The following is a 19,749-nucleotide window of genomic DNA, read 5'->3' as shown; positions in this document are numbered from 1 at the left end:
CTTAAAAAGGAATATAAAATGTAAATCTGCTTCCTTCCCCTTCTATGCTCTCAACAGACACTCTGCCACCGTGCGCTTCGGCAATCCATTTTACCATAGAAAGTCCAAGCCCAAAATGGCTTCCATCTGTGCGCGAAGTGTCTGCACGGTAAAAGCGTTCCCAGATATGTTCCATGTCATGCACAGAAATCCCAATTCCATTATCTTCCACGATTCCGACTACATTTTCTTCCTTTGCCTGCAAAGAAATTTTTACAATCCCACCTTCTCTTCCATAAAAAACAGCATTGGATACGAGATTGACAACCATCCGGATATAGAAACTTTCATCCACTTGTGCATAAATATCCGGAGTAATCTCAGTTCTGACCGTAATTTCTTTTTCCTCTGCGATCATCTGCTGTTCTTCCGCAATGATCTGTGTCAGTTCACTGAGATTTACCCTCTCTTTATTCAACTTCTGCCTTCCTTCATCTGCCCGGGATAACAAAAGCAGGCTGGAAATCAGCCCCGCCATCTCTCTCGCCTTTTTTGCAATCAGCTCGATCTGCTCTCTCTGTCTGTCCGTCAATGTTTCCTCGGAAAGACATGCATCACACTGTGCCAGCATTACACTCACCGGAGTGCGCAGTTCATGAGAAACATCGGAAGTAAACCGCTTTTCTCTTTGAAATACCATTTCCAGCTGTTCCAGCATCCCGTCAAAGGTCTGTGCCAAATGGTAGATTTCATCTTTACTTTCTTTTTGCTCCTCTGTCAGCCCTACTCGTTTGGACAGATCTGCATCCGATTGGATCAGCCGGACCGTGTCTGTCATTTTTTTTACTGGGAGCAATGCCCTTTTCGTAAACTGATAACCCAAAAATGCTGCTGCCAATGTGAAAAGCGGGAGCAGGATCACTGCAAACCGCATCGTAATCTGAAAGCTTTCTTCTGCATCATTGATGGACGCCATCCCCCTCACATAAACATTCTGCCCGTTTTCCAGCCGATACAACACATCATACAAATACCATTTCTGCTTATTCTCTTTGATCTCACGCATAGTTCCATCTTCAAGCGCATAGGCATTCTCGATTCCATACGGAACTTTTCCGTATAGAAAATACCCGCTTTCATCGTACAGAGACAGATAAATCCCCTTTTCTACAGAATAAAAATCATTGTCTACTTCCAGCCTGCCATCTTCTATTTCAATCTCCTCAACACTCTTTTGCACAGAGTTCTCCAGCTGATTTTTCACAGAAGCCAGCACTTTTCTGCCACTCATAGAGAATAAAATTCCAAGTGTGGTGCAGGTAAGCAAAAGCAGGAATGTTGTGTAGAACAATGTCAGTCTTGCTTTTAATGTCCATCGCTTCATACTTTCTCCTTCAGCACATATCCGGCGCCACGAACTGTATGGATCAATTTTTCCTTGAACGATTCGTCAATCTTTTTTCGCAGATAGCGAATGTATACATCAATCACATTAGAACCGCCCGCATAATCATAATTCCACAAGTGCTGCTCCAATTTTTCCCGCGACAATACAATTCCTTTGTTCTGAATCATATAGCGCAGCAAGGCAAACTCCTTTCCGGACAGCTGGATTTCCTTCCCATCCCGAAATACTTGATGCGTATCTACATGAACTTCCAAACCGCCTTCTCTATAACACGAATCCTCGGATTTCTCAGGCCGCCTCAAAAGTACCCGGATCCTTGCAAGTAATTCCTCAAATGCAAATGGCTTCACGAGATAATCATTGGCACCTGCATCCAATCCCCGCACCCGGTCCTCAACACTGTCTTTTGCCGTCAAAAGAAGCACCGGGACATGTTTATTTTTCTGGCGAATTTCCCGAAGTACCGATAACCCATCCTTTTTTGGCATCATAATATCAAGAATTACGACATCATACTCTGCCCCTGCAAGATAATCAAGAGCTGCCTCCCCATCCATACAGGAATCCACACTATAATGCTCTGCCATCAGCCGCTGCGCCAGAATCTTATTTAAATCTCTTTCATCCTCTGCAATCAAAATCCGCATCTCGTTTTCTTCCTTCTTTCTGCTTCTTTTGGTAAATTATAACACAGCTGCCTGTTTTCGTCATTTTCTTTTCCCTTATATTTTTTCTATACTCTCCACACACAAAAGAGGAAACAGACATCTTTGTCCATTTCCTCTCTGCTTTTTAAGCTGTTTCAATCAAAATTTCCTTCTGCCGCAATACCTCTTCTATCATATCCAACGTTTCTTCACTGTCTGCACTTACTTTATGATAATGATAGTTCGAGGTGATATTTTTCAGAGGACTTGATTTTCCACTTTTGATATCACCGATGAATTCCATAACCTTCCTTCTGGAATTAATATGTAATTCTGCTTCCATATGTCCATATACCCTATGATTGATCATTACATTTTCTACACAACCGCCCATATCTACAATCGAACAAAGCTCTTCTTCCAGCTGCTCATCCGTATGATTTACTTTAAACACACGGCTGACTGTTGCCGGTGTCTGCAAAATATATCCTCTGTTTGTAGAAAGAATATCATAACCTGCCGCCCGGATCAACGCAATATCCTGCACGATCACCTGACGGCTCACATTGTAGAGGGCTGCCAGCTTTTTCCCAGATACCGGCGCAGTACTCTCACGGATTTCGTAAATGATCTGTTCTCTTCTCTCTGTCCCTTGCAACCTGTTCCCTCCATCTCCTTCTTAATTCCACTTACGCATTTTCTAACGCGTGAAGATTTTTCAGGGAAATATCCAGAATTGGAGCAGAATGCGTCAATGCCCCACTGGAAATATAGTCAATTCCAAGAGAAGTCAGACGACCGATGTTTTCTTTTGTCACATTTCCGGAACATTCTGTCTCAGCACGTCCGTCGATGATGCTTATTGCCTTCTGCATCTCTTCTGTTGACATATTGTCAAGCATAATGATATCTGCCCCAGCTTCCACTGCTTCCTTCACCATATCAAGATTTTCTACTTCCACTTCTATCTTTCGAACAAACGGAGCGTATTCTTTCGCCATTTTCACTGCCGCAGTCACACTGCCCGCCGCCCCAATATGGTTATCTTTCAACAGCACTCCGTCAGACAAATTGTAGCGGTGATTATACCCTCCTCCGACACGGACTGCATATTTCTCAAAAATTCTCATATTCGGCGTTGTTTTTCTCGTATCAAGCAATTTTGTATCTGTACCTTCTAAAAGATCGGCAACCGAACGTGTATAAGATGCAATCCCACTCATCCTCTGAAGATAATTTAACGCAACACGCTCTCCAGAAAGAAGTACACGGATATCTCCTGTCACTTTTCCCATCAACTGTCCATTTGTCACTTTGTCCCCATCTTTGCAGAAAAATGTTACTTCCGTCTCTGCATCAAGCAATTTAAATACTCTTTCAAAAATTTCCAATCCTGCAATAATCCCATCCTGCTTGCAGATCAATTCTACTTCTCCTTTTACGGCTTCTTTCATCACCGCATTAGTTGTCACATCTTCACTTGAAATATCTTCTTTCAGCGCTTCCAGAATCAGGTGATCCACCTGAAGTGTCATTGTAATCTTATTCATGTTTTTTACCTCCCATATCTATTTCATATCACAACTGCTCTGATTGATTTTCTTATCTTTTGATTCTTTATCGATATCTTTTCTCAGATTCCCCGGAGATCTTTGTCGCTGCCCGCTTAGCAAATACAAGACTTTCCAGCAGCGAATTGCTCGCCAGTCTATTCGCCCCGTGCACACCGTTACAACTTGTCTCCCCTACTGCATAAAGATGTTCCATCGAAGTCTGGCTGTCCAGATCTACCCAGATACCTCCCATGAAGTAGTGCTGTGCAGGCACAACCGGAATACATTCTTTTGTCACATCGTATCCTTCCTCCAGACACCTCTGATAAATATTTGGAAAGTGACCGAGGATCGTTTCTTTTGGAATATGTTCCATCGAAAGCCATACGTAATCTGTTCCATCTTTTTCCATTTCTTCGTGGATCGCCTTTGTCACAACATCCCGCGGAAGCAATTCATTGACAAAACGCTCATGCTTCTTATTGTACAGCACTGCCCCTTCTCCTCTCACTGACTCCGAGATCAGAAAGCGTCTTCCTGGTTTTTTCGAATACAATGTCGTCGGATGGATCTGCACATAGTCCAGATGTTCCAACCGCACTTCGTGTTTCTTTGCGATTCGGATCGCATCTCCGGTCAAATGCGGAAAGTTTGTCGAATGCTGATAAGTCCCGCCGATTCCACCACTTGCAAGAATGGTATCTGCTGCATGGATATGCAATGTCCCTTGTTCATTTTCTGCAAGAATTCCAGTACATTTGCCATCTTCCTCAAGAATATCCGTCATTGTTGTATACTCAAAGATTGTCACATTTTTCCGCTCTTTTACACGTTCCAGCAACTTACTTGTAATTTCTTTTCCGGTAATATCCTTGTGAAATAAAATACGTGGACACGAATGTGCCCCTTCTCTCGTATACTTCAAACAACCGTCTTCCTGTTCAAAATCGACTCCAAATCCAATCAGATCGTCAATAATCTCTCTGGATTTTCGTATCATCAGATCTACGGATTCCTTTCGGTTCTCATAATGCCCTGCTTTCATCGTATCTTCAAAAAAGCTCTCGTAATCCTTTTCATCTCGGAGTACGCAGATTCCTCCCTGTGCAAGAAAAGAATCACTGCTCTCCAAATCCGATTTCGTGATCAGTACGACTTGTTTCTCCTCCGGCAGCCAAAGTGTGCTGAATAAACCTCCTACTCCAGTTCCCACTACAACTATGTCTGCACTTATCTCCATCTCTTTTTCCTCCAGTTCCTCTGTCTTTACTTTTTCCTACGTTCATTTTCTCTTATTTCGCGAGTTCTAACATCCGCTCCAGTGTCTTTCCTGATTCTTTACGCAGATCTTCTGTGATGTGAACTTCATTTTCGCCTGTCTGCAACACATGAAGAATTTTTTCCAGTGTGATCAGCTTCATATCCGGACAAACCGGTTCCGTCTCTGCAAAATAAAATTTCTTATCTGGATTCTGCTTCTCCAATTCATAGCGCACCCCATTTTCTGTACAGACAATAAACTCTTTGCAAGAGCTTTTGGCCGCATATGCAATAATTCCGGATGTACTTCCGATATAATCCGAAATCGCACACACAGCCTCCGGACATTCCGGATGTGTGAGAATCTCCGCCTGCGGATGTTGCTCTTTTACTTTCTTGATCTCCTCTAACTGCATATGCTCATGCACTGGGCAATATCCGTTATTGAATACAAATTCCTTCTCCGGCACCTGTTCTGCCACATATCTCGCCAGATTTTTATCTGGAATAAAGAAAATACGTTTATTTGGCAATGCCTTTACAATCTGCACTGCATTTGCGGAAGTTACGCAGACATCCGAATGTCTCTTTAACTCTGCAGTGGAATTGATATAACATACAACTGCCAGATCCTCATATTTTTCTCTCATCTTCTGAATGGTCTCTGCATCTGCCATATGTGCCATTGCACAATCCGCAGTCAGATCCGGCATCAGCACGGTCTTCTTTGGATTTAATATCTTCGCGCTTTCTCCCATGAAAGAAACGCCGCAAAATACGATTGTCTGTTCTTTTAACCCAACTGCAACTTTACTTAAATAAAATGAATCACCAATATAATCTGCAATCTCCTGTATCTCTGGATTCACATAATAATGGGCAAGGATGACTGCATTTTTCTTTTGTTTCCATTTTTTAATCTCTTCTACTATTTTCATTCTGTCTTCTCCTATCCTCTTCTCCACCTCAGTTCCTACCATTATAGCACCGTCCTTTACAAGTGACAAGACACCTGTTTTGACAAAAATAAATGGTCTGTACGTTATTTTCTTATCAATAATGTGCAAACCATTCTTTTTTAGTTGTCTCTTGCTGTATTTCCTCTATTTCTTTGAAAAAATATGTTTCAAAAATACATACATCACAATGAGAAATGCACTGACATACCCAAACGCACCAAGTGCCGGAATCCCCCATATTTTTGGTTTCATATTCGTCGTACAGATAATGCTGGAGCTAATCAAAAGTGCCATCACCCACAACCCCATCACAATATTTCTCACAAGTCTCCGAAGCAATCGCTCCAGTTCCCCAGATACATGAAGATCGAGATTGATCTTTGTCTGTCCTCTCAAATTTCCCTGAATCAAATCTGCCACAAGGGAAGGTAGATCCAGCGCTTTGTGAATGGACCGGTAAAAACTTCTGCCTCCATTTTTCAATTCACTTTTCCAGTCCTTCTCTGTGAAAATTTTCCCTGCCATATGTCTGGAGGCAATCTCTACCATATTGATCTCCGGGGCAATGTCTGCCAGCACCCCCTCCATATGTGTCAGTCCACGCGCCAACATTGTCAGACCATGGGGCATGATGATCCGGTTCTCTTTCATCACTTCCATCAGATCTACCATCACTTCTGCCACATCAATGCTGCCCATATCCGTCGTACCATATTTGGCGAGAAGTGCACTGATGTCCTCATAAAGTCTGCTCTGATCCGGCTTATCCCGAAATTCTCCAAGCGCCAAAACTGCCTCCTGAATCATTCCTACATCCCCCAGCGCAACACCTTGTACAGCCTTACCGACCAGTTTTCTGTCACGTTCAGTCAGCCGTCCCATCATCCCCATATCAATCCATACAATTTTACCACCACAAACCTTTACATTTCCAGAGTGAGGATCTGCGTGAAAGAATCCATCATCCATTACCTGTTTGATATAATTATCGATCAGTTTTGTTCCAAGTTCTTCCAGATCGTATCCATTCTCTTTTAATGCTGCTTTATCATCGATGCTCCACCCGTCAATATGTTCCATAACAAGCACATGCTGATTTGTGTACTCCTGATAAAGTTCTGGAACTTTCACAAACAGAATCCCTTTATTTCTCCGGGCAAACTCTTCCATATTGGAAGCCTCTGTCAGAAAATTCATCTCCTCCCTTGTCACAGCCCACAACTCATCGAGCACCATATCAAGATCTACCAGTTCTTTCAGACTCACCGGGGGAACCAGCTTCACTGCGCGGTGCAGCAATCCAATATCCCTCGCCATCTTCTCATAAATCCCTCTGCGCTGTACTTTGATCACAACTTGCTTACCGTCTTTTAAAACAGCACGGTGCACCTGAGCGATGGATGCTGAACCAAGCGGTTTCTCCTCTATGGATGCAAAAATCTCTTCCCACGGACATCCATAGGCAGACTTTAGTACTTCCTCCACCTCTGCGAAGTTCATCGGAGCTACTTCTGAGCGAAGCCTCATCAGCTCATCACAGTATCTTTTGGGTAAAATATCTGAATGCATGGACATAATTTGTCCTAATTTAATAAAAGTAGGACCAAGATCCTCCAAAATCAAGCGAAGCTTCTCCGGTGAAATTCCTTTGGAAATCTCATGGCGATGCAAAATTGCAGTCATTTCTTTTAATCTTGTCCTGTATTCTCTGGATTCTTCTTTGCTCATCTACAACCTCATTCTGCTCTGTCATCACAGTCGTCTTTCTCACCGTCACCTTCTGTAACATATAGTTTCTTTTTCAATTCTTCCAGCTGTTCCGGTGATAATTTTTCCAGCAGATCATCCACTTCTTCTGTGGAAGTCTGCTTTTCTGCTTTATGGACATTCTCCTGTACCGTCTTTTTGAGATTATGTTTTAACTCTTCATTTAACACCTTTCCCTGCTCCACAGTCAGCTCCCCTTTTTTTACCATCTCATCCAGAAGTTCCTTTGATTTCTCTGCTGTCACTGCTGCTGCTCCGATTCCTGCCAACAATAATTTCTTTACATTTTCTCCAAGTTTCTCCATAAAAATTTCCTCCTTATGCCTATCTTTTCCAGATATCCTGTCTTATCCTACAAAAAGTTGTGCCGCCTTCGGCAAAAAAATAATCACTCCTGCAAATGCTGCCATGATAGCTGCAATCAGAACTGCACCTGCCGCAGTATCTTTCGCCAGCTTTGCAAGCGGCTTTTTCTCTTCGGTCACAAGATCAACTACTGCCTCCACCGCAGTATTTACAAGTTCCAAACCAAGAATCAGACCAAACAAAATCAGACAGATACACCACTCTGTTGCAGAAATATCAAAGAAAAATCCTGCCGCAGTCACACAGATAACTCCTAGACAATGGATCTTCATATTCCGCTCCTTCCTGATCCCGGTAAAAATGCCTTCAAACGCATACCTGAAACTTTGATACAACGGTTGTTTCTTTCCCATATTTTCACCTTCTTTAGTCCATTTAAAAAACGATTCCCTGCGCTCCGAAAATATGATTCCAAAACACAAACAAAGCTATTTCATCTATTTTCATATGGATATTTTATACAAATTATAACACATTTTTCTGTTAATAACGATGTTTTTTATGATTTTTTCTGTTTTTTGTTTGAAGTTTCCTAAAACTTCTTATAACGAAAAAAGAACATGTCTGCAAATACTCACAGACATGCTCTTCTTTTAATAATTCATTTTATCCTGCTTGAAATCCGTTCCGCTATTCTTCAGAATCTTCCGATTTTTTTCTAAGTCCTACTGCTCCTGCAATTCCACTTCCGATTAACATTACTCCTAATCCCAAAATCGAAGCCGGATCTCCTGTTTTTGGAGCCTCAGATTTCTTCTTTTTGTCCTCGTTCTTTTCCTCTTCTTTATTCGGTTTCTGCTCTGGCTTCTGTTCCGGCTTCTGCTCTGGTTTCTGTTCCGGATCTACTGTTTCCTCTTTCTCAATCCTCTCCGCCGTTACAAGAAGATTATTCAGTGCTTCCACTCTCTCCTGGAGCACAGCCTTCTCTGTATCCGGATTTGCAAGAAGTTCCTTCAACTCATTGTAAAGCGCCTCCATTTTGTCAAAGTCCTCTTTTGTAAATCCTCCGGCTTTGCCGACATTTTTTCTCTCGGATTCAAGAATCTTTCCCATATCTTCCATGAAATTCTTCATAGAATCTTCCAATTTCATAACAGTACTCTTCGCAAACTCTATCTGCTGTAATGCCTCATACAGTTTCTCCACGTCTGTCTCATTGGATACAGAAAGAGCTTTTGCCTGATCATAGGACTCGACATAAAATCCTGTTGTATTCTTATCATAATTTTCTGGGTGTGCTTTAATATCTTCATACAAATCTTTGTATTCTTTATCTGCAACTTTACCTGCCAATGCCTCTTTTATTTTCTCAGCAGACATTGAGATCTCTGACATTTTCTGATTTGCCATATTTAGCTTTTCTATTGCTTCATTCCAGTTCGCACTGTCGGCAGCCTTTTGTGCTTCATCAAGCAATGTTTGAATTGTAGCCAGATCCTGATCTGCATACAGACCGGAAACTTTTAACTGTTCCAGCATCTGACGAGATTCCTCTATGAGCTTTATCACTCCACTTTCTGAAACGACCGGCGTCTGTAACAACTGCTTCAGTGCTACCACTGCCTGAGCCGTCTCTGCTTTCGTCATCGCTTCGATCTTATTTCTGTCAATCGTTGCAAGTACATTCTTCAAAGCTTGAATATAATCTGGAGCATATACTTCTGTCTGTGATACAACCTGATCTGCCAACGCAATCAATTCATAAAGTTCTGATTTGTCTACCACCTCTGGAATGAGTTCAAGACCATTTACAGCATTGACAAAACGTTCAAAAATTCCATAAATCTGTGCTCCATCTGGATCATAATATTTCATAGGATCTGCGCGAAGTGCCAGCATCTCCGCTTTCGCAGCTTCATATACCTTCCATGACTGTTCCGTATACATCAAAGGTCCAAAAATAACCTCATCTGCATCTGCCAAAAGTCCATCCACTTCTGCCTGCACCATTGCAATAAATTCAGCTTCCGTCATGCTCTCTTTTTCTTCTTTATTCTGTTCGAGCCCCGGCTGCTGTGCTTCCTGACCACTTTCAGTCTCTGGCTGCTGTACCTCTTGTTGTTCTTCCTTCTCCGGCTGTTGTGTCTGAAGTTCTTCTCCCGTTCCCGGTTGCTGATCTTGCTCTTCTCCGACCATCGGCTGCTGTGTTTGTTGTTCTTCTTGCTGTGGTGCAGAGAGATCCTCCTGTGTCTGAGACTCAGCTTCAGCATTCCGACTTTCTTTTTCCGCTTCCGTGCCTGCTGTCTGTGCCTCTGCAGCCATAACAGTGATGCCCGATGTACCAACAGTCCCCACTGCCATAACAATTGCCAGTCCCAATGCTGCTAATTTCTTTCTCTTCATATCCACTTCCTCCTTTATTCCGGTTTTTCTGATACTGTCAATATAACATTTGTTGTGTATTTTGTCTATTTTTTTATTCTATACATTTTATTTTTATTTATTTTGTATATTTTTTCTTCTTTTTTCACTCTAAATTCAATGTTTTTTCGACATTTTTACAAAAGTATCGACTTTTGTCTTAATTTTTCAGACTTTTTCGCATATCTTCTTATCTTTATTTCATATACGCATCCTTCCACTTCTACCTGTCACCTGCTATTTGACTTTTTTTTCTCTCTCCTTTATAATATTTTTATTACGCATGTAAGATTTGGAGGATTACTATGAAAAAATTGCCACAAATTTCAGAAGCCGAATATGAAGTTATGAAAATCGTATGGAAATACGCACCGATCAATACAAATGAGATTACTGAAAAACTCACACGTACTACTTCCTGGAGCCCCAAAACAATCCAAACCCTGATTAAGCGCCTTACGACAAAGGGAGCTCTTTCCTACGAAAAGCACGGACGTATTTTTGTCTACTCACCACTGGTAAAAGAAAATGAATACATTGGTCAGGAAAGTTCTTCTTTTTTGAATCGCTATTATAATGGTGATATCACCGCTATGCTGTCTTCCTACATTGAAAATGACCGATTATCAGACAGTGAAATCGCTACTCTTCGTTCTATTCTTTCCAAAGGAAAAGGAGGACAGTAACATGGCTGATTTTATGATTCGCTTTCTTCTGTCAAACTTGTTTCTTGGAATTTTCATCGGGATACTTGCATTCTGCAAATGGATATTTCGCAGGACACTCTCCAGTCAAATGCAGTACCATCTTTGGTTCCTTCTCTTCTTTTTCCTGCTTGTTCCTTTTGTCCCGGTATGCTCTTTTTCTCTGCCCGCACAAATTTCTTCATTTTTCAGTACATTTTCCTCCCAGAAAGGATTTGCCCATCACCCTCTCACAGACAGCCCTCTTTCTTCCACATTTTCAAACACTTCTGAATGGATGAATGATTTTACAATATCTATAAGCAGGCAGGTTCCTTCCATTGCAGGACAGATTCTTTTTTTGCTATGGTGCACAGGGATTGGGATTATGTTCATTTTTTTCATCCGTTCTGTCCGGCAGCTATATCACTTAAGCCGTACAGCACTTCCTCTGGAAAATGCTGAAATTTCTTCTTTGTATATAAGCTGCCTGAAAGAGTTTGGTATTACGCGGAACATCCCCGTCTATACCACTGCCTTTCTTCCATCACCTGCGATTACCGGAATCTTTCAACCTCGCATTTACCTTCCACTTCGTCTGATTTCCGGTTATCCCCACAGTGCCCTCCGCTACATTCTCCTGCACGAATTGCAGCACTATCGCCAAAAAGATGGCCTGTTGAATCTTTTTCTAAATATTTTCTGTGCACTCTACTGGTTCAATCCGGCTGTCTGGTATGTCCTTCATGAAATACGCATCGACCGTGAAATCGCCTGTGATACTTCTGTTTTGGAAACCGTAGGCGAAACTTCCTGTCAGGAGTATGGTTCCGCTTTAATTAATTTTGCTGAGACACTTTCTCACACTCCCCTTTCCTTCTCTGTCGGACTTGGCGGATCGATGCCGCAAATGAAGCGGAGAATCCTTAATATCGCCTCCTATCAAGCTCCCACACCATGGAAAAAGGCGAAAGGCTACGCTCTGGTTCTGGTGATTTCTCTACTGTTGATCAGTATGTCCCCTATGTTGTCTATGCAGGCCGCAAAGGAAACTTCCTTCCGCCCAGATACCTCGGACAGCATTGTTTCTACCATTGATCTTTCTTCTTATTTCAGAAATTATGAAGGTACTTTTGTCTTATATGATTTGCAAAAGGATCATTACCAAATTTATCATCCCGAACAGGCATACAAAAGAATTTCCCCGGATTCTACTTACAAACTCTATAGTGCTCTGTTCGGATTGGAAGAAAAAATCATTACTCCAAAAGATTCCATGATCCCATGGGATCACAATCATTATCCGTTTGATACCTGGAATAAAAACCATACCTTGCACTCTGCAATGTCTGCTTCGGTCAACTGGTATTTCCAGACAATCGACAAAAAACTGGGGCACGGCAAAATCCGTTCTTACCTACAGCAGATTCATTATGGGAACGAATCGATCGATCAATCTAATTCTTACTGGATGGAGTCTTCCTTAAAAATTTCTGCCTTCGAACAAGTCAGCCTGCTGACAGATTTCTATCAAAATACCTTTGCTTTTAATCCGGAACATATTGCTGCCGTAAAAGATTCCATCCGCCTGATTACACACGGCAAAAACACACTTTATGGAAAAACAGGAACCGGTAATGTCAATGGGCAAAATGTAAATGGTTGGTTCATCGGATATATCGAAAACTCACAAAATACATATTTTTTTGCCACAAATATTCAGGCAGAACAGCAGGCCTCCGGAAGCACTGCATCACAGATTACACTGGATCTATTAGAGGATATGGGAATTTGGAATTGACTATATCCTTGAAATCTATAACGAATCCACAAATAAAAACCCCTTACGCTTTCATTGCGTAAGGGGTTCTGTTATTGAAACTAATTAAGTTTCTACACCTATTCTATACGGTGTATTACTTGTTATTGATAGCAGCCTGTGCAGCAGCTAATCTTGCGATCGGCACACGGAATGGTGAGCAAGATACATAGTCTAATCCAATCTTATGGCAGAATTCTACGGAACTTGGATCTCCACCGTGCTCTCCACAAATACCTACATGTAAATCTGGATTTGCCGGTCTTCCTAATTTCACAGCTGTCTCCATTAATTTACCTACACCGATCTGGTCTAATTTTGCAAATGGATCGTTCTCGAAGATTTTTGCATCGTAGTATCCTTCTAAGAATTTACCAGCATCATCACGAGAGAATCCGAATGTCATCTGTGTTAAGTCGTTTGTACCGAAGCAGAAGAAATCAGCTTCTTTTGCAATCTCATCAGCTGTAAGAGCAGCTCTTGGAATCTCGATCATTGTACCTACATGGTATTTTAATTCAACACCAGCAGCTTCAATCTCAGCATCTGCTGTCTCTACAACAACTTTCTTCACATATTTTAATTCTTTGATATCTCCGATTAACGGAATCATGATCTCTGGGCAAACATCCCAGTCAGCATGTGCTTTCTGTACATTGATTGCTGCACGGATCACAGCTCTTGTCTGCATTCTTGCGATTTCTGGATAAGTAACTGCAAGACGGCATCCACGATGTCCCATCATTGGGTTGAATTCATGTAAAGAATCAATGATTGCTTTGATCTGTTCAACTGTTTTTCCCTGAGTATCAGCAAGTTTCTTAATATCTTCCTCTGTTGTAGGAACGAATTCGTGTAACGGTGGATCTAAGAAACGGATTGTTACCGGATTACCTTCTAATGCTTCATATAAAGCTTCGAAGTCTCCCTGCTGTTCTGGAAGGATCTTCTCAAGAGCAGCTTCTCTTTCTTCTAATGTCTCAGAACAGATCATTTCACGGAATGCATCAATTCTGTTTCCTTCGAAGAACATATGCTCTGTACGGCAAAGTCCGATACCTTCAGCGCCAAGCTCACGAGCTTTTCTTGCATCTGCTGGAGTATCCGCATTTGTTCTTACTCCTAATGTTCTATATTTATCAGCCCATCCCATGATTCTTCCGAATTCACCAGCGATTGTAGCGTCTACTGTCGGGATGATTCCGTCGTAGATGTTACCTGTAGAACCGTCAAGAGAGATTGGATCTCCTTCATGGTATTCTTTTCCAGCTAATGTAAATTTCTTGTTTGCTTCATCCATTGTGATGTCACCACATCCAGATACACAGCATGTACCCATACCACGAGCAACAACGGCAGCGTGAGATGTCATACCACCACGAACTGTTAAGATACCCTGAGCAGCTTTCATACCTTCAATATCTTCCGGTGATGTCTCAAGACGAACAAGAACAACTTTTTCTCCTCTTGCAGCCCACTCTTTTGCATCTTCTGCTGTGAAGACGATCTTACCGCAAGCAGCTCCTGGAGATGCTCCTAAAGCTTTTCCAACTGGTACAGCTTTCTTTAATTCTGCAGCATCAAACTGTGGGTGAAGTAATGTATCTAAGTTACGAGGATCGATCATTGCAACAGCTTTCTCTTCTGTGATCATTCCTTCGTCTACTAAATCACAAGCGATCTTTAAAGCAGCCTGAGCTGTTCTCTTACCGTTACGTGTCTGTAACATGTAGAGTTTCTTATCTTCGATTGTGAATTCCATATCCTGCATATCTCTGTAGTGATCTTCCAAAGTCTTGCAGATTCCTACGAACTGTTCGTAAACTTCCGGCATAACTTCTTTTAACTGGTCAATCTTCTGTGGTGTACGAACACCTGCAACAACGTCTTCACCCTGAGCGTTCATTAAGAACTCACCCATCAAGTGTTTCTCTCCTGTTGCTGGGTCACGAGTAAATGCAACACCTGTACCAGATGTCTCTCCCATGTTACCGAATGCCATCATCTGTACGTTTACAGCTGTTCCCCAAGAATATGGGATATCGTTGTCACGACGGTAAACGTTAGCACGTGGGTTATCCCAAGAACGGAATACAGCTTTTACAGCACCCATTAACTGTTCTTTTGGATCTGTAGGGAATTCTTCCCCAATCTTTTCTTTATATTCAGCTTTGAACTGTTCAGCAAGTTTCTGTAAATCTTCTGCTGTGAGGTCAACGTCCTGAGTTACACCTTTTTCAGCTTTCATCTCGTCGATCAGTTCTTCAAAATATTTTTTACCGACTTCCATAACTACGTCAGAGTACATCTGGATAAATCTTCTGTAGCAATCCCATGCCCAACGTGGATTTCCTGATTTTTCAGCTAATACTTTGACAACTTCTTCATTTAATCCGAGGTTTAAGATTGTATCCATCATACCTGGCATAGAAGCTCTTGCTCCAGAACGAACAGATACAAGAAGTGGATTTTCTTTGTCACCGAATTTCTTTCCAGTAACTTCTTCCATTTTAACAATTGCGTCCATGATCTGTTCCATGATCTCATCGTTAATTTTTCTTCCATCTTCATAATATTGTGTACAAGCATCTGTTGTGATTGTGAATCCCTGTGGCACTGGAAGACCTAACTTTGTCATCTCTGCAAGGTTAGCACCTTTACCGCCAAGAGTGTTTCTCATGCTTGCGTCACCTTCGGTGAACATATAAACCCATTTTGCCATGTCTAAACGACCTCCTAAAAATATTTTGCTTTAGTATAAAACATGAAAAATACGACTTTTTGCCATGAAGTCGTTCATCTTTTATATATCCAATAACGGTTTCCCCCGCTATCTGTATATCATTTTATCTGTTTTACTTCGGATAGTCAAGGACTTTCTTGGTAAAAACTACTGTTTTGTTACTTTTTTATCAAAGAATCTTCTATCTGTTCTTACTCTCACCCTCGAAGTGTTGCAATCAACCGTTTGGTATATAAAAGCAGGTCCAACCCATCTGTAATATTTCTCACACAGATATCTGCTTTTGCCCCAAGTTTCCCACACATTCCTTCTTCTCCCATCACAGCAACAGACAGCCCTGCAATTTGGCACATTTCCAGATCATTTCTTCCGTTTCCTATGCAGACACAGTAATCAGCGCCAAGCGTTTCCACAATCTTTCGCTTTTCCTCTGCCGCTTCACTTGTCGGAAATGTATGTATTTGTACCGGAAGTTGCTGACACAATTTCCTCACAGTCCCATGTGTATCTGCAGTCACAATGTAGATTTCCAACTGTTCCGAAAGCTGTTGCAAACGCTCAGCAACCCCTTTTTGCAATGTTCCATCCAATGCAATTGTTCCATTATAATCCAGGATCAAATACCTCATCTGCAGTTTCTGATATCCCGGGATTTCCACTGTAATTTCTCGCTGCTGTTTTGACATAGTTTCTTTCTCTACCTGCTTTGTCTCTCTCATCGTTTCCTTCCCTCTCCCATTCCCTCTTGCAAAAGATTTAGTCTATCACCTTCACGGATGTCATGACCGGCTGCTCTTCTGTCGGAATCGTGCCGTTATTGTCTGTCGGTTCTGCATCTTCGCAGATTCTATCTACAACATCCATGCCTTCTGTCACATATCCAAATGCCGCATAACTTCCGTCTAGATGTTTGCTGTCCTCATGGACGATAAAGAACTGGGAACTTGCGCTGTCGTTTGCGCGAGAACGCGCCATGGAAATCGCACCCCTCGTATGTAAAAGATTGTTTTCCACTCCGTTTTGAGAAAATTCACCTTTGATCGTCTGATCAGATCCTCCGGTGCCATCGCCTCTTGGATCTCCGCCTTGGATCATAAATCCGCTCATAATTCTGTGAAAAGTCAGTCCGTCATAAAAACCTTCCTTTGCAAGATTTACAAAATTTGTCACCGTGATCGGCGCTGCATCTGCATCCAGTTCCACTTTAATCATCCCATAATCCTTCACCTGGATTTCTACATGATGCTTTCCGGTAAGAAGATTCTCTTCACCGCCTTCTGTTTCCTTTTCTGTCTTCGTTGTATCTTTTGAGGCTTCTTCCTTCCCTTTTCCACATCCTGCAAATATACTCATTCCTAAAAGGATTGCAAGCAAGATCGATACTGTCTTCTTCATCTTAATTTTTCTCCTGTCACTCATATTTTTTAAGTTTCCCCTATCATAGCATAGTTTTGCCAGAATGTAATCTCATTTTATCTTCTATCCTTATTATTCTCTGTTACAATTTTTTGTATAATGCTTTCAATATCCTGTCCCGTAATAGAAATATCTACAATCTCTCCATATTTTCCAAGTTCTACCATGATCTCCATTGGATTCTTTTCCTCCGGACGATATATGATTTCTAAATGGTAATCATCTACAACCTTAACATTCATCCCTGCCGCTTTTGAACTTCTAGCCATTTCCACTGCATTTTTCTTTACTTCCACTGTAATCCGCTTAAATTCTGTAAACTCTTTGCGGATGTGCTCCATATCCGAATCCACAACAATTTTTCCTTTATTAATCAGGATAATTCTCTTACAGAGTGCTTCTATATCTTGGAAATCATGAGAAGTAACGATAAATGTTGTCTTTTTTTCCTCATTCATCTGTTTGATAAATGCACGTATCCGCTGTTTTGACTCCGCATCCAATCCAATTGTCGGTTCATCTAAATACACAATTTTAGGATTATGCAAAAATGCTGCCGTAATATTGCAACGCATTCTTTGTCCTAAGGATAATTGCCTCTCCGGCACATCCAAAAGTTTCTCCAGTCCTAAAATATCTCGAAATTTTTCAATATTCTCATCAAATATCGGTTTCGGAATTTCATAGAGTCTTTGCAGAACACGAAAAGACTCTATAATAGGAACATCCCACCATAACTGGGAACGATTTCCGAACACCACCCCGATCTGCTTATTATTCTGGATCCGCTTCTTGATCGGTTCTATCCCATCTACAATGATTTTTCCGGACGTAGGGGTAAGTACACCTGAAAGCATCTTGATTGTTGTTGATTTTCCACTTCCATTCGGACCTACATATCCCACTGATTCTCCACGTTCTATCTGGAAATTAATATCATCCACCGCACAAAAATTATCAAACTGTGGAGTCAAAAAACCTTTCACTCCGCCAATCAACCCCGGCTGTACGATTTTTCTTTTATATTCCTTACATAAATGCTGCACTTCTATCATCTTCACCGTTCTTAATTCCTCTCATTTATATCACATTTGTATTATAATCACTGATCCCAATGCTATTCCTTTTAAGTACCTGTACTATCATATTTTTTCATTCCACAACACCAAATGAGCACTGAGGCCAGCGCAAAGAGCAATGTCACTGCCAAAAGCCACATCGGTACACACATCTTTGTTTTCCCAAGTAAATACATTGCCGGATAATATCCAATAAAGCCGAACGGTATCACTACGGTAAAAAGCACTTGAAAAACTGCCGGAAATATATTAATCGGATATTTTGCAAATTCACGAAAAGTCTGTATAAGATCTGCAATCTCATTTCCCTGGACAAGCCAGAAATTAAGCGCATTAAAAATCAAATAGAGGGAAGAATTCAAAATTGTGCCCATCACGAGAAACTCGATTAAAAATGCGATCAAACCAATCGAACACTCTACCCCTGATTTTGCGAGTGACCAAATCATCAAAGAACACGGCAGAAAAAAACTGACTAACGACGCAAATTCCATTCGAAATGTTAGCATTTGAAACAAAACAGAAGCCGGACGTATCAAAAAAATATCCAACTTTCCTTTCCTAACAAAGCTCCCAATGCTCCATACATTATCTAAAAGTCCCCGGCTAATAGCCTCCGTCATTGCACCCAGGGAAAATATCAAGCAGACACCATATATACTCCACTCCCCAAGAGTACCAACTACATTTGCGATTGCAAATACGCCAAGAAATCCTGCTGCTTCCCTCGCAATAATAGAAATCAAGCGAATAGTACTATCCATCGGATATTGTACAAGGCATAACATCCCTATTCTTAAAAATTCCTGATACAATCGAAAATAATATTTCAATCTTTTCACTCTTCTATCCTCCTTGGACAATCACTTTCCGAATCACCATATGATACAACAAATGAGCTAATGCTCCCATTATTATACACCAGAATATCTGAAGTCCCATATATCCCATGCATTCTTCCAATCTATATTTCCCAAGAAAAATATTTAACGGAACTGATACCATACCCGCAAATGGAAGAAGTCCAAATACCCTTGCAACTCCTTCCGGAAATAGAGCTAATGGTACAACCCCGCCAGATAATATGGACAATACTGCCGTCTTTGTAAATGCCATGCCAAACATACTGAGTGTATAAAAAGAAGCTAGTCCAACCATAAATTCCACATAAAATAAAATTACCAGCGCCAGCAACACACTAATTAAAAACAAAAGAAATTCCCCGGCTCCTGCCGGACCTACTCCTCTCAGTATAAAAAAAGAAATTAGAGAAACCGGAATTCCCTTCCATAAAATAAAATATGCAAACTCTCCACTGCGCCGTGCAAATAATGTATAAAACAAAGTCACCGGACGTAAAAGTTCTGTCCCAATCGTTCCTTCATATACCCACTCTGCAAATTGCATATTAATTCCACCTGCAAATTGTGACGACAAAACCTTGGACAAAATGACATACGTTATCATTTCCCCCATCGTAAATCCAACAAGTTCATTCTCTCCCATAAACACAACTTTCCATAAAAAATAGTAACTGAAAATAGACACAAGGGTACCAATCGTATTAAACCACACAGCTTTCGTGTATGCCATCTTTTCCAAAAATGTCATTCGCACAAGATAATAAAATTTTTTCATTGCCATCTCCCCCACTTGGCTTTTTATACTGTTTTTTTGTACAAAAAATGCACGGTTCTATAATCGTGCAT

At 41.2% G+C, this 19,749-nt stretch carries 18 protein-coding genes; 2 read left to right on the top strand and 16 right to left on the bottom strand.

Annotated features, from left to right (window positions below; translation table 11 throughout):
• Position 1 precedes the first annotated feature (1 nt).
• From ACGG81_RS04635 to ACGG81_RS04590, 10 genes are all read right to left on the bottom strand, one after another.
• Entirely contained in the window at positions 2–1,363 is a 1,362-nt protein-coding gene (locus ACGG81_RS04635) for a sensor histidine kinase (protein WP_390109857.1), read from the bottom strand.
• A complete protein-coding gene (locus ACGG81_RS04630) occupies positions 1,360–2,034 on the bottom strand; it encodes a response regulator transcription factor (RefSeq protein WP_009262813.1) in 675 nt (224 codons plus the stop codon). The genes ACGG81_RS04635 and ACGG81_RS04630 overlap by 4 nt, the downstream gene beginning before the upstream one ends.
• Positions 2,035–2,179: 145 nt before the next feature.
• Positions 2,180–2,692, bottom strand: a complete 513-nt coding sequence (locus ACGG81_RS04625) for a transcription repressor NadR (RefSeq protein WP_390109853.1) — start codon at positions 2,690–2,692, stop codon at positions 2,180–2,182.
• 31 nt (positions 2,693–2,723) lie between these two features.
• Positions 2,724–3,584, bottom strand: a complete 861-nt coding sequence (nadC, locus tag ACGG81_RS04620; protein WP_009262814.1) for a carboxylating nicotinate-nucleotide diphosphorylase — start codon at positions 3,582–3,584, stop codon at positions 2,724–2,726.
• A gap of 67 nt (positions 3,585–3,651) precedes the next feature.
• A complete protein-coding gene (locus tag ACGG81_RS04615) occupies positions 3,652–4,827 on the bottom strand; it encodes an L-aspartate oxidase (protein ID WP_009262815.1) in 1,176 nt (391 codons plus the stop codon).
• Positions 4,828–4,879: 52 nt separating this feature from the next.
• The gene (gene nadA, locus ACGG81_RS04610; RefSeq protein WP_016439286.1) at positions 4,880–5,785 is read right to left on the bottom strand and encodes a quinolinate synthase NadA; all 906 of its coding nucleotides are present in this window, start codon (positions 5,783–5,785) and stop codon (positions 4,880–4,882) included.
• A gap of 165 nt (positions 5,786–5,950) precedes the next feature.
• Complete coding sequence (locus ACGG81_RS04605) at positions 5,951–7,534, bottom strand: AarF/UbiB family protein (RefSeq protein ID WP_317343752.1); 1,584 nt, start codon at positions 7,532–7,534, stop codon at positions 5,951–5,953.
• Positions 7,535–7,542: 8 nt separating this feature from the next.
• A complete protein-coding gene (locus tag ACGG81_RS04600; protein ID WP_008976323.1) occupies positions 7,543–7,878 on the bottom strand; it encodes a phasin family protein in 336 nt (111 codons plus the stop codon).
• A 42-nt stretch (positions 7,879–7,920) separates the two neighbouring features.
• Positions 7,921–8,292, bottom strand: coding sequence for a diacylglycerol kinase family protein (locus tag ACGG81_RS04595; RefSeq protein WP_008976324.1), 372 nt, complete (start codon positions 8,290–8,292; stop codon positions 7,921–7,923).
• 277 nt (positions 8,293–8,569) lie between these two features.
• Complete coding sequence (locus ACGG81_RS04590) at positions 8,570–10,282, bottom strand: hypothetical protein (RefSeq protein WP_390109848.1); 1,713 nt, start codon at positions 10,280–10,282, stop codon at positions 8,570–8,572.
• A 323-nt stretch (positions 10,283–10,605) separates the two neighbouring features.
• On the opposite strand from ACGG81_RS04590, the gene ACGG81_RS04585 reads away from it, so the two are divergent.
• On the top strand, positions 10,606–10,986 hold the full coding sequence (locus ACGG81_RS04585) for a BlaI/MecI/CopY family transcriptional regulator (RefSeq protein WP_016439289.1): 381 nt from the start codon (positions 10,606–10,608) through the stop codon (positions 10,984–10,986).
• A gap of 1 nt (position 10,987) precedes the next feature.
• The gene (locus ACGG81_RS04580) at positions 10,988–12,784 is read left to right on the top strand and encodes a BlaR1 family beta-lactam sensor/signal transducer (protein ID WP_390109845.1); all 1,797 of its coding nucleotides are present in this window, start codon (positions 10,988–10,990) and stop codon (positions 12,782–12,784) included.
• Positions 12,785–12,899: 115 nt separating this feature from the next.
• Here ACGG81_RS04580 and ppdK read toward each other — a convergent pair whose 3' ends face one another.
• The 6 genes from ppdK to ACGG81_RS04550 form a co-directional block, all read right to left on the bottom strand.
• Entirely contained in the window at positions 12,900–15,524 is a 2,625-nt protein-coding gene (gene ppdK, locus ACGG81_RS04575) for a pyruvate, phosphate dikinase (protein ID WP_009262822.1), read from the bottom strand.
• Between the two features lie 218 nt (positions 15,525–15,742).
• Entirely contained in the window at positions 15,743–16,264 is a 522-nt protein-coding gene (locus ACGG81_RS04570; protein ID WP_390109843.1) for an HAD family hydrolase, read from the bottom strand.
• Between the two features lie 37 nt (positions 16,265–16,301).
• Complete coding sequence (locus tag ACGG81_RS04565) at positions 16,302–16,940, bottom strand: peptidylprolyl isomerase (protein ID WP_390109841.1); 639 nt, start codon at positions 16,938–16,940, stop codon at positions 16,302–16,304.
• A gap of 77 nt (positions 16,941–17,017) precedes the next feature.
• Positions 17,018–18,016 carry an ATP-binding cassette domain-containing protein gene (locus tag ACGG81_RS04560; RefSeq protein ID WP_039930713.1) on the bottom strand — a complete coding sequence of 333 codons (999 nt, stop codon included), beginning with the start codon at positions 18,014–18,016 and terminating at the stop codon, positions 17,018–17,020.
• 71 nt (positions 18,017–18,087) lie between these two features.
• Positions 18,088–18,882: an ABC transporter permease gene (locus ACGG81_RS04555; RefSeq protein WP_390109839.1), complete on the bottom strand. Its 795-nt coding sequence runs from the start codon at positions 18,880–18,882 to the stop codon at positions 18,088–18,090.
• A gap of 4 nt (positions 18,883–18,886) precedes the next feature.
• Positions 18,887–19,678, bottom strand: coding sequence for an ABC transporter permease (locus ACGG81_RS04550; RefSeq protein ID WP_390109837.1), 792 nt, complete (start codon positions 19,676–19,678; stop codon positions 18,887–18,889).
• Positions 19,679–19,749: the final 71 nt, after the last annotated feature.

It is taken from the genome of Faecalimonas umbilicata (assembly GCF_042846195.1).
GTDB lineage: Bacteria > Bacillota > Clostridia > Lachnospirales > Lachnospiraceae > Faecalimonas > Faecalimonas umbilicata.
The sequence above is the reverse complement of the archived record's forward strand: the minus strand, read 5'-3'. Positions and strand labels throughout refer to the sequence as shown.

What these genes read in the sequence shown, in the direction of transcription:
- ACGG81_RS04605 (WP_317343752.1), bottom strand. Translation starts at nt 7,534, where the DNA reads ATGAGCAAAGAAGAATCCAGAGAATACAGGACAAGATTAAAAGAAATG.
- ACGG81_RS04595 (WP_008976324.1), bottom strand. Translation starts at nt 8,292, where the DNA reads ATGGGAAAGAAACAACCGTTGTATCAAAGTTTCAGGTATGCGTTTGAA.
- ACGG81_RS04580 (WP_390109845.1), top strand. Translation starts at nt 10,988, where the DNA reads ATGGCTGATTTTATGATTCGCTTTCTTCTGTCAAACTTGTTTCTTGGA.
- ACGG81_RS04570 (WP_390109843.1), bottom strand. Translation starts at nt 16,264, where the DNA reads ATGAGAGAGACAAAGCAGGTAGAGAAAGAAACTATGTCAAAACAGCAG.
- ACGG81_RS04560 (WP_039930713.1), bottom strand. Translation starts at nt 18,016, where the DNA reads ATGATAGAAGTGCAGCATTTATGTAAGGAATATAAAAGAAAAATCGTA.
- nadC (WP_009262814.1), bottom strand. Translation starts at nt 3,584, where the DNA reads ATGAATAAGATTACAATGACACTTCAGGTGGATCACCTGATTCTGGAA.
- ACGG81_RS04630 (WP_009262813.1), bottom strand. Translation starts at nt 2,034, where the DNA reads ATGCGGATTTTGATTGCAGAGGATGAAAGAGATTTAAATAAGATTCTG.
- ACGG81_RS04635 (WP_390109857.1), bottom strand. Translation starts at nt 1,363, where the DNA reads ATGAAGCGATGGACATTAAAAGCAAGACTGACATTGTTCTACACAACA.
- ACGG81_RS04590 (WP_390109848.1), bottom strand. Translation starts at nt 10,282, where the DNA reads ATGAAGAGAAAGAAATTAGCAGCATTGGGACTGGCAATTGTTATGGCA.
- ACGG81_RS04615 (WP_009262815.1), bottom strand. Translation starts at nt 4,827, where the DNA reads ATGGAGATAAGTGCAGACATAGTTGTAGTGGGAACTGGAGTAGGAGGT.
- ACGG81_RS04585 (WP_016439289.1), top strand. Translation starts at nt 10,606, where the DNA reads ATGAAAAAATTGCCACAAATTTCAGAAGCCGAATATGAAGTTATGAAA.
- ACGG81_RS04600 (WP_008976323.1), bottom strand. Translation starts at nt 7,878, where the DNA reads ATGGAGAAACTTGGAGAAAATGTAAAGAAATTATTGTTGGCAGGAATC.
- nadA (WP_016439286.1), bottom strand. Translation starts at nt 5,785, where the DNA reads ATGAAAATAGTAGAAGAGATTAAAAAATGGAAACAAAAGAAAAATGCA.
- ppdK (WP_009262822.1), bottom strand. Translation starts at nt 15,524, where the DNA reads ATGGCAAAATGGGTTTATATGTTCACCGAAGGTGACGCAAGCATGAGA.
- ACGG81_RS04565 (WP_390109841.1), bottom strand. Translation starts at nt 16,940, where the DNA reads ATGAAGAAGACAGTATCGATCTTGCTTGCAATCCTTTTAGGAATGAGT.
- ACGG81_RS04550 (WP_390109837.1), bottom strand. Translation starts at nt 19,678, where the DNA reads ATGAAAAAATTTTATTATCTTGTGCGAATGACATTTTTGGAAAAGATG.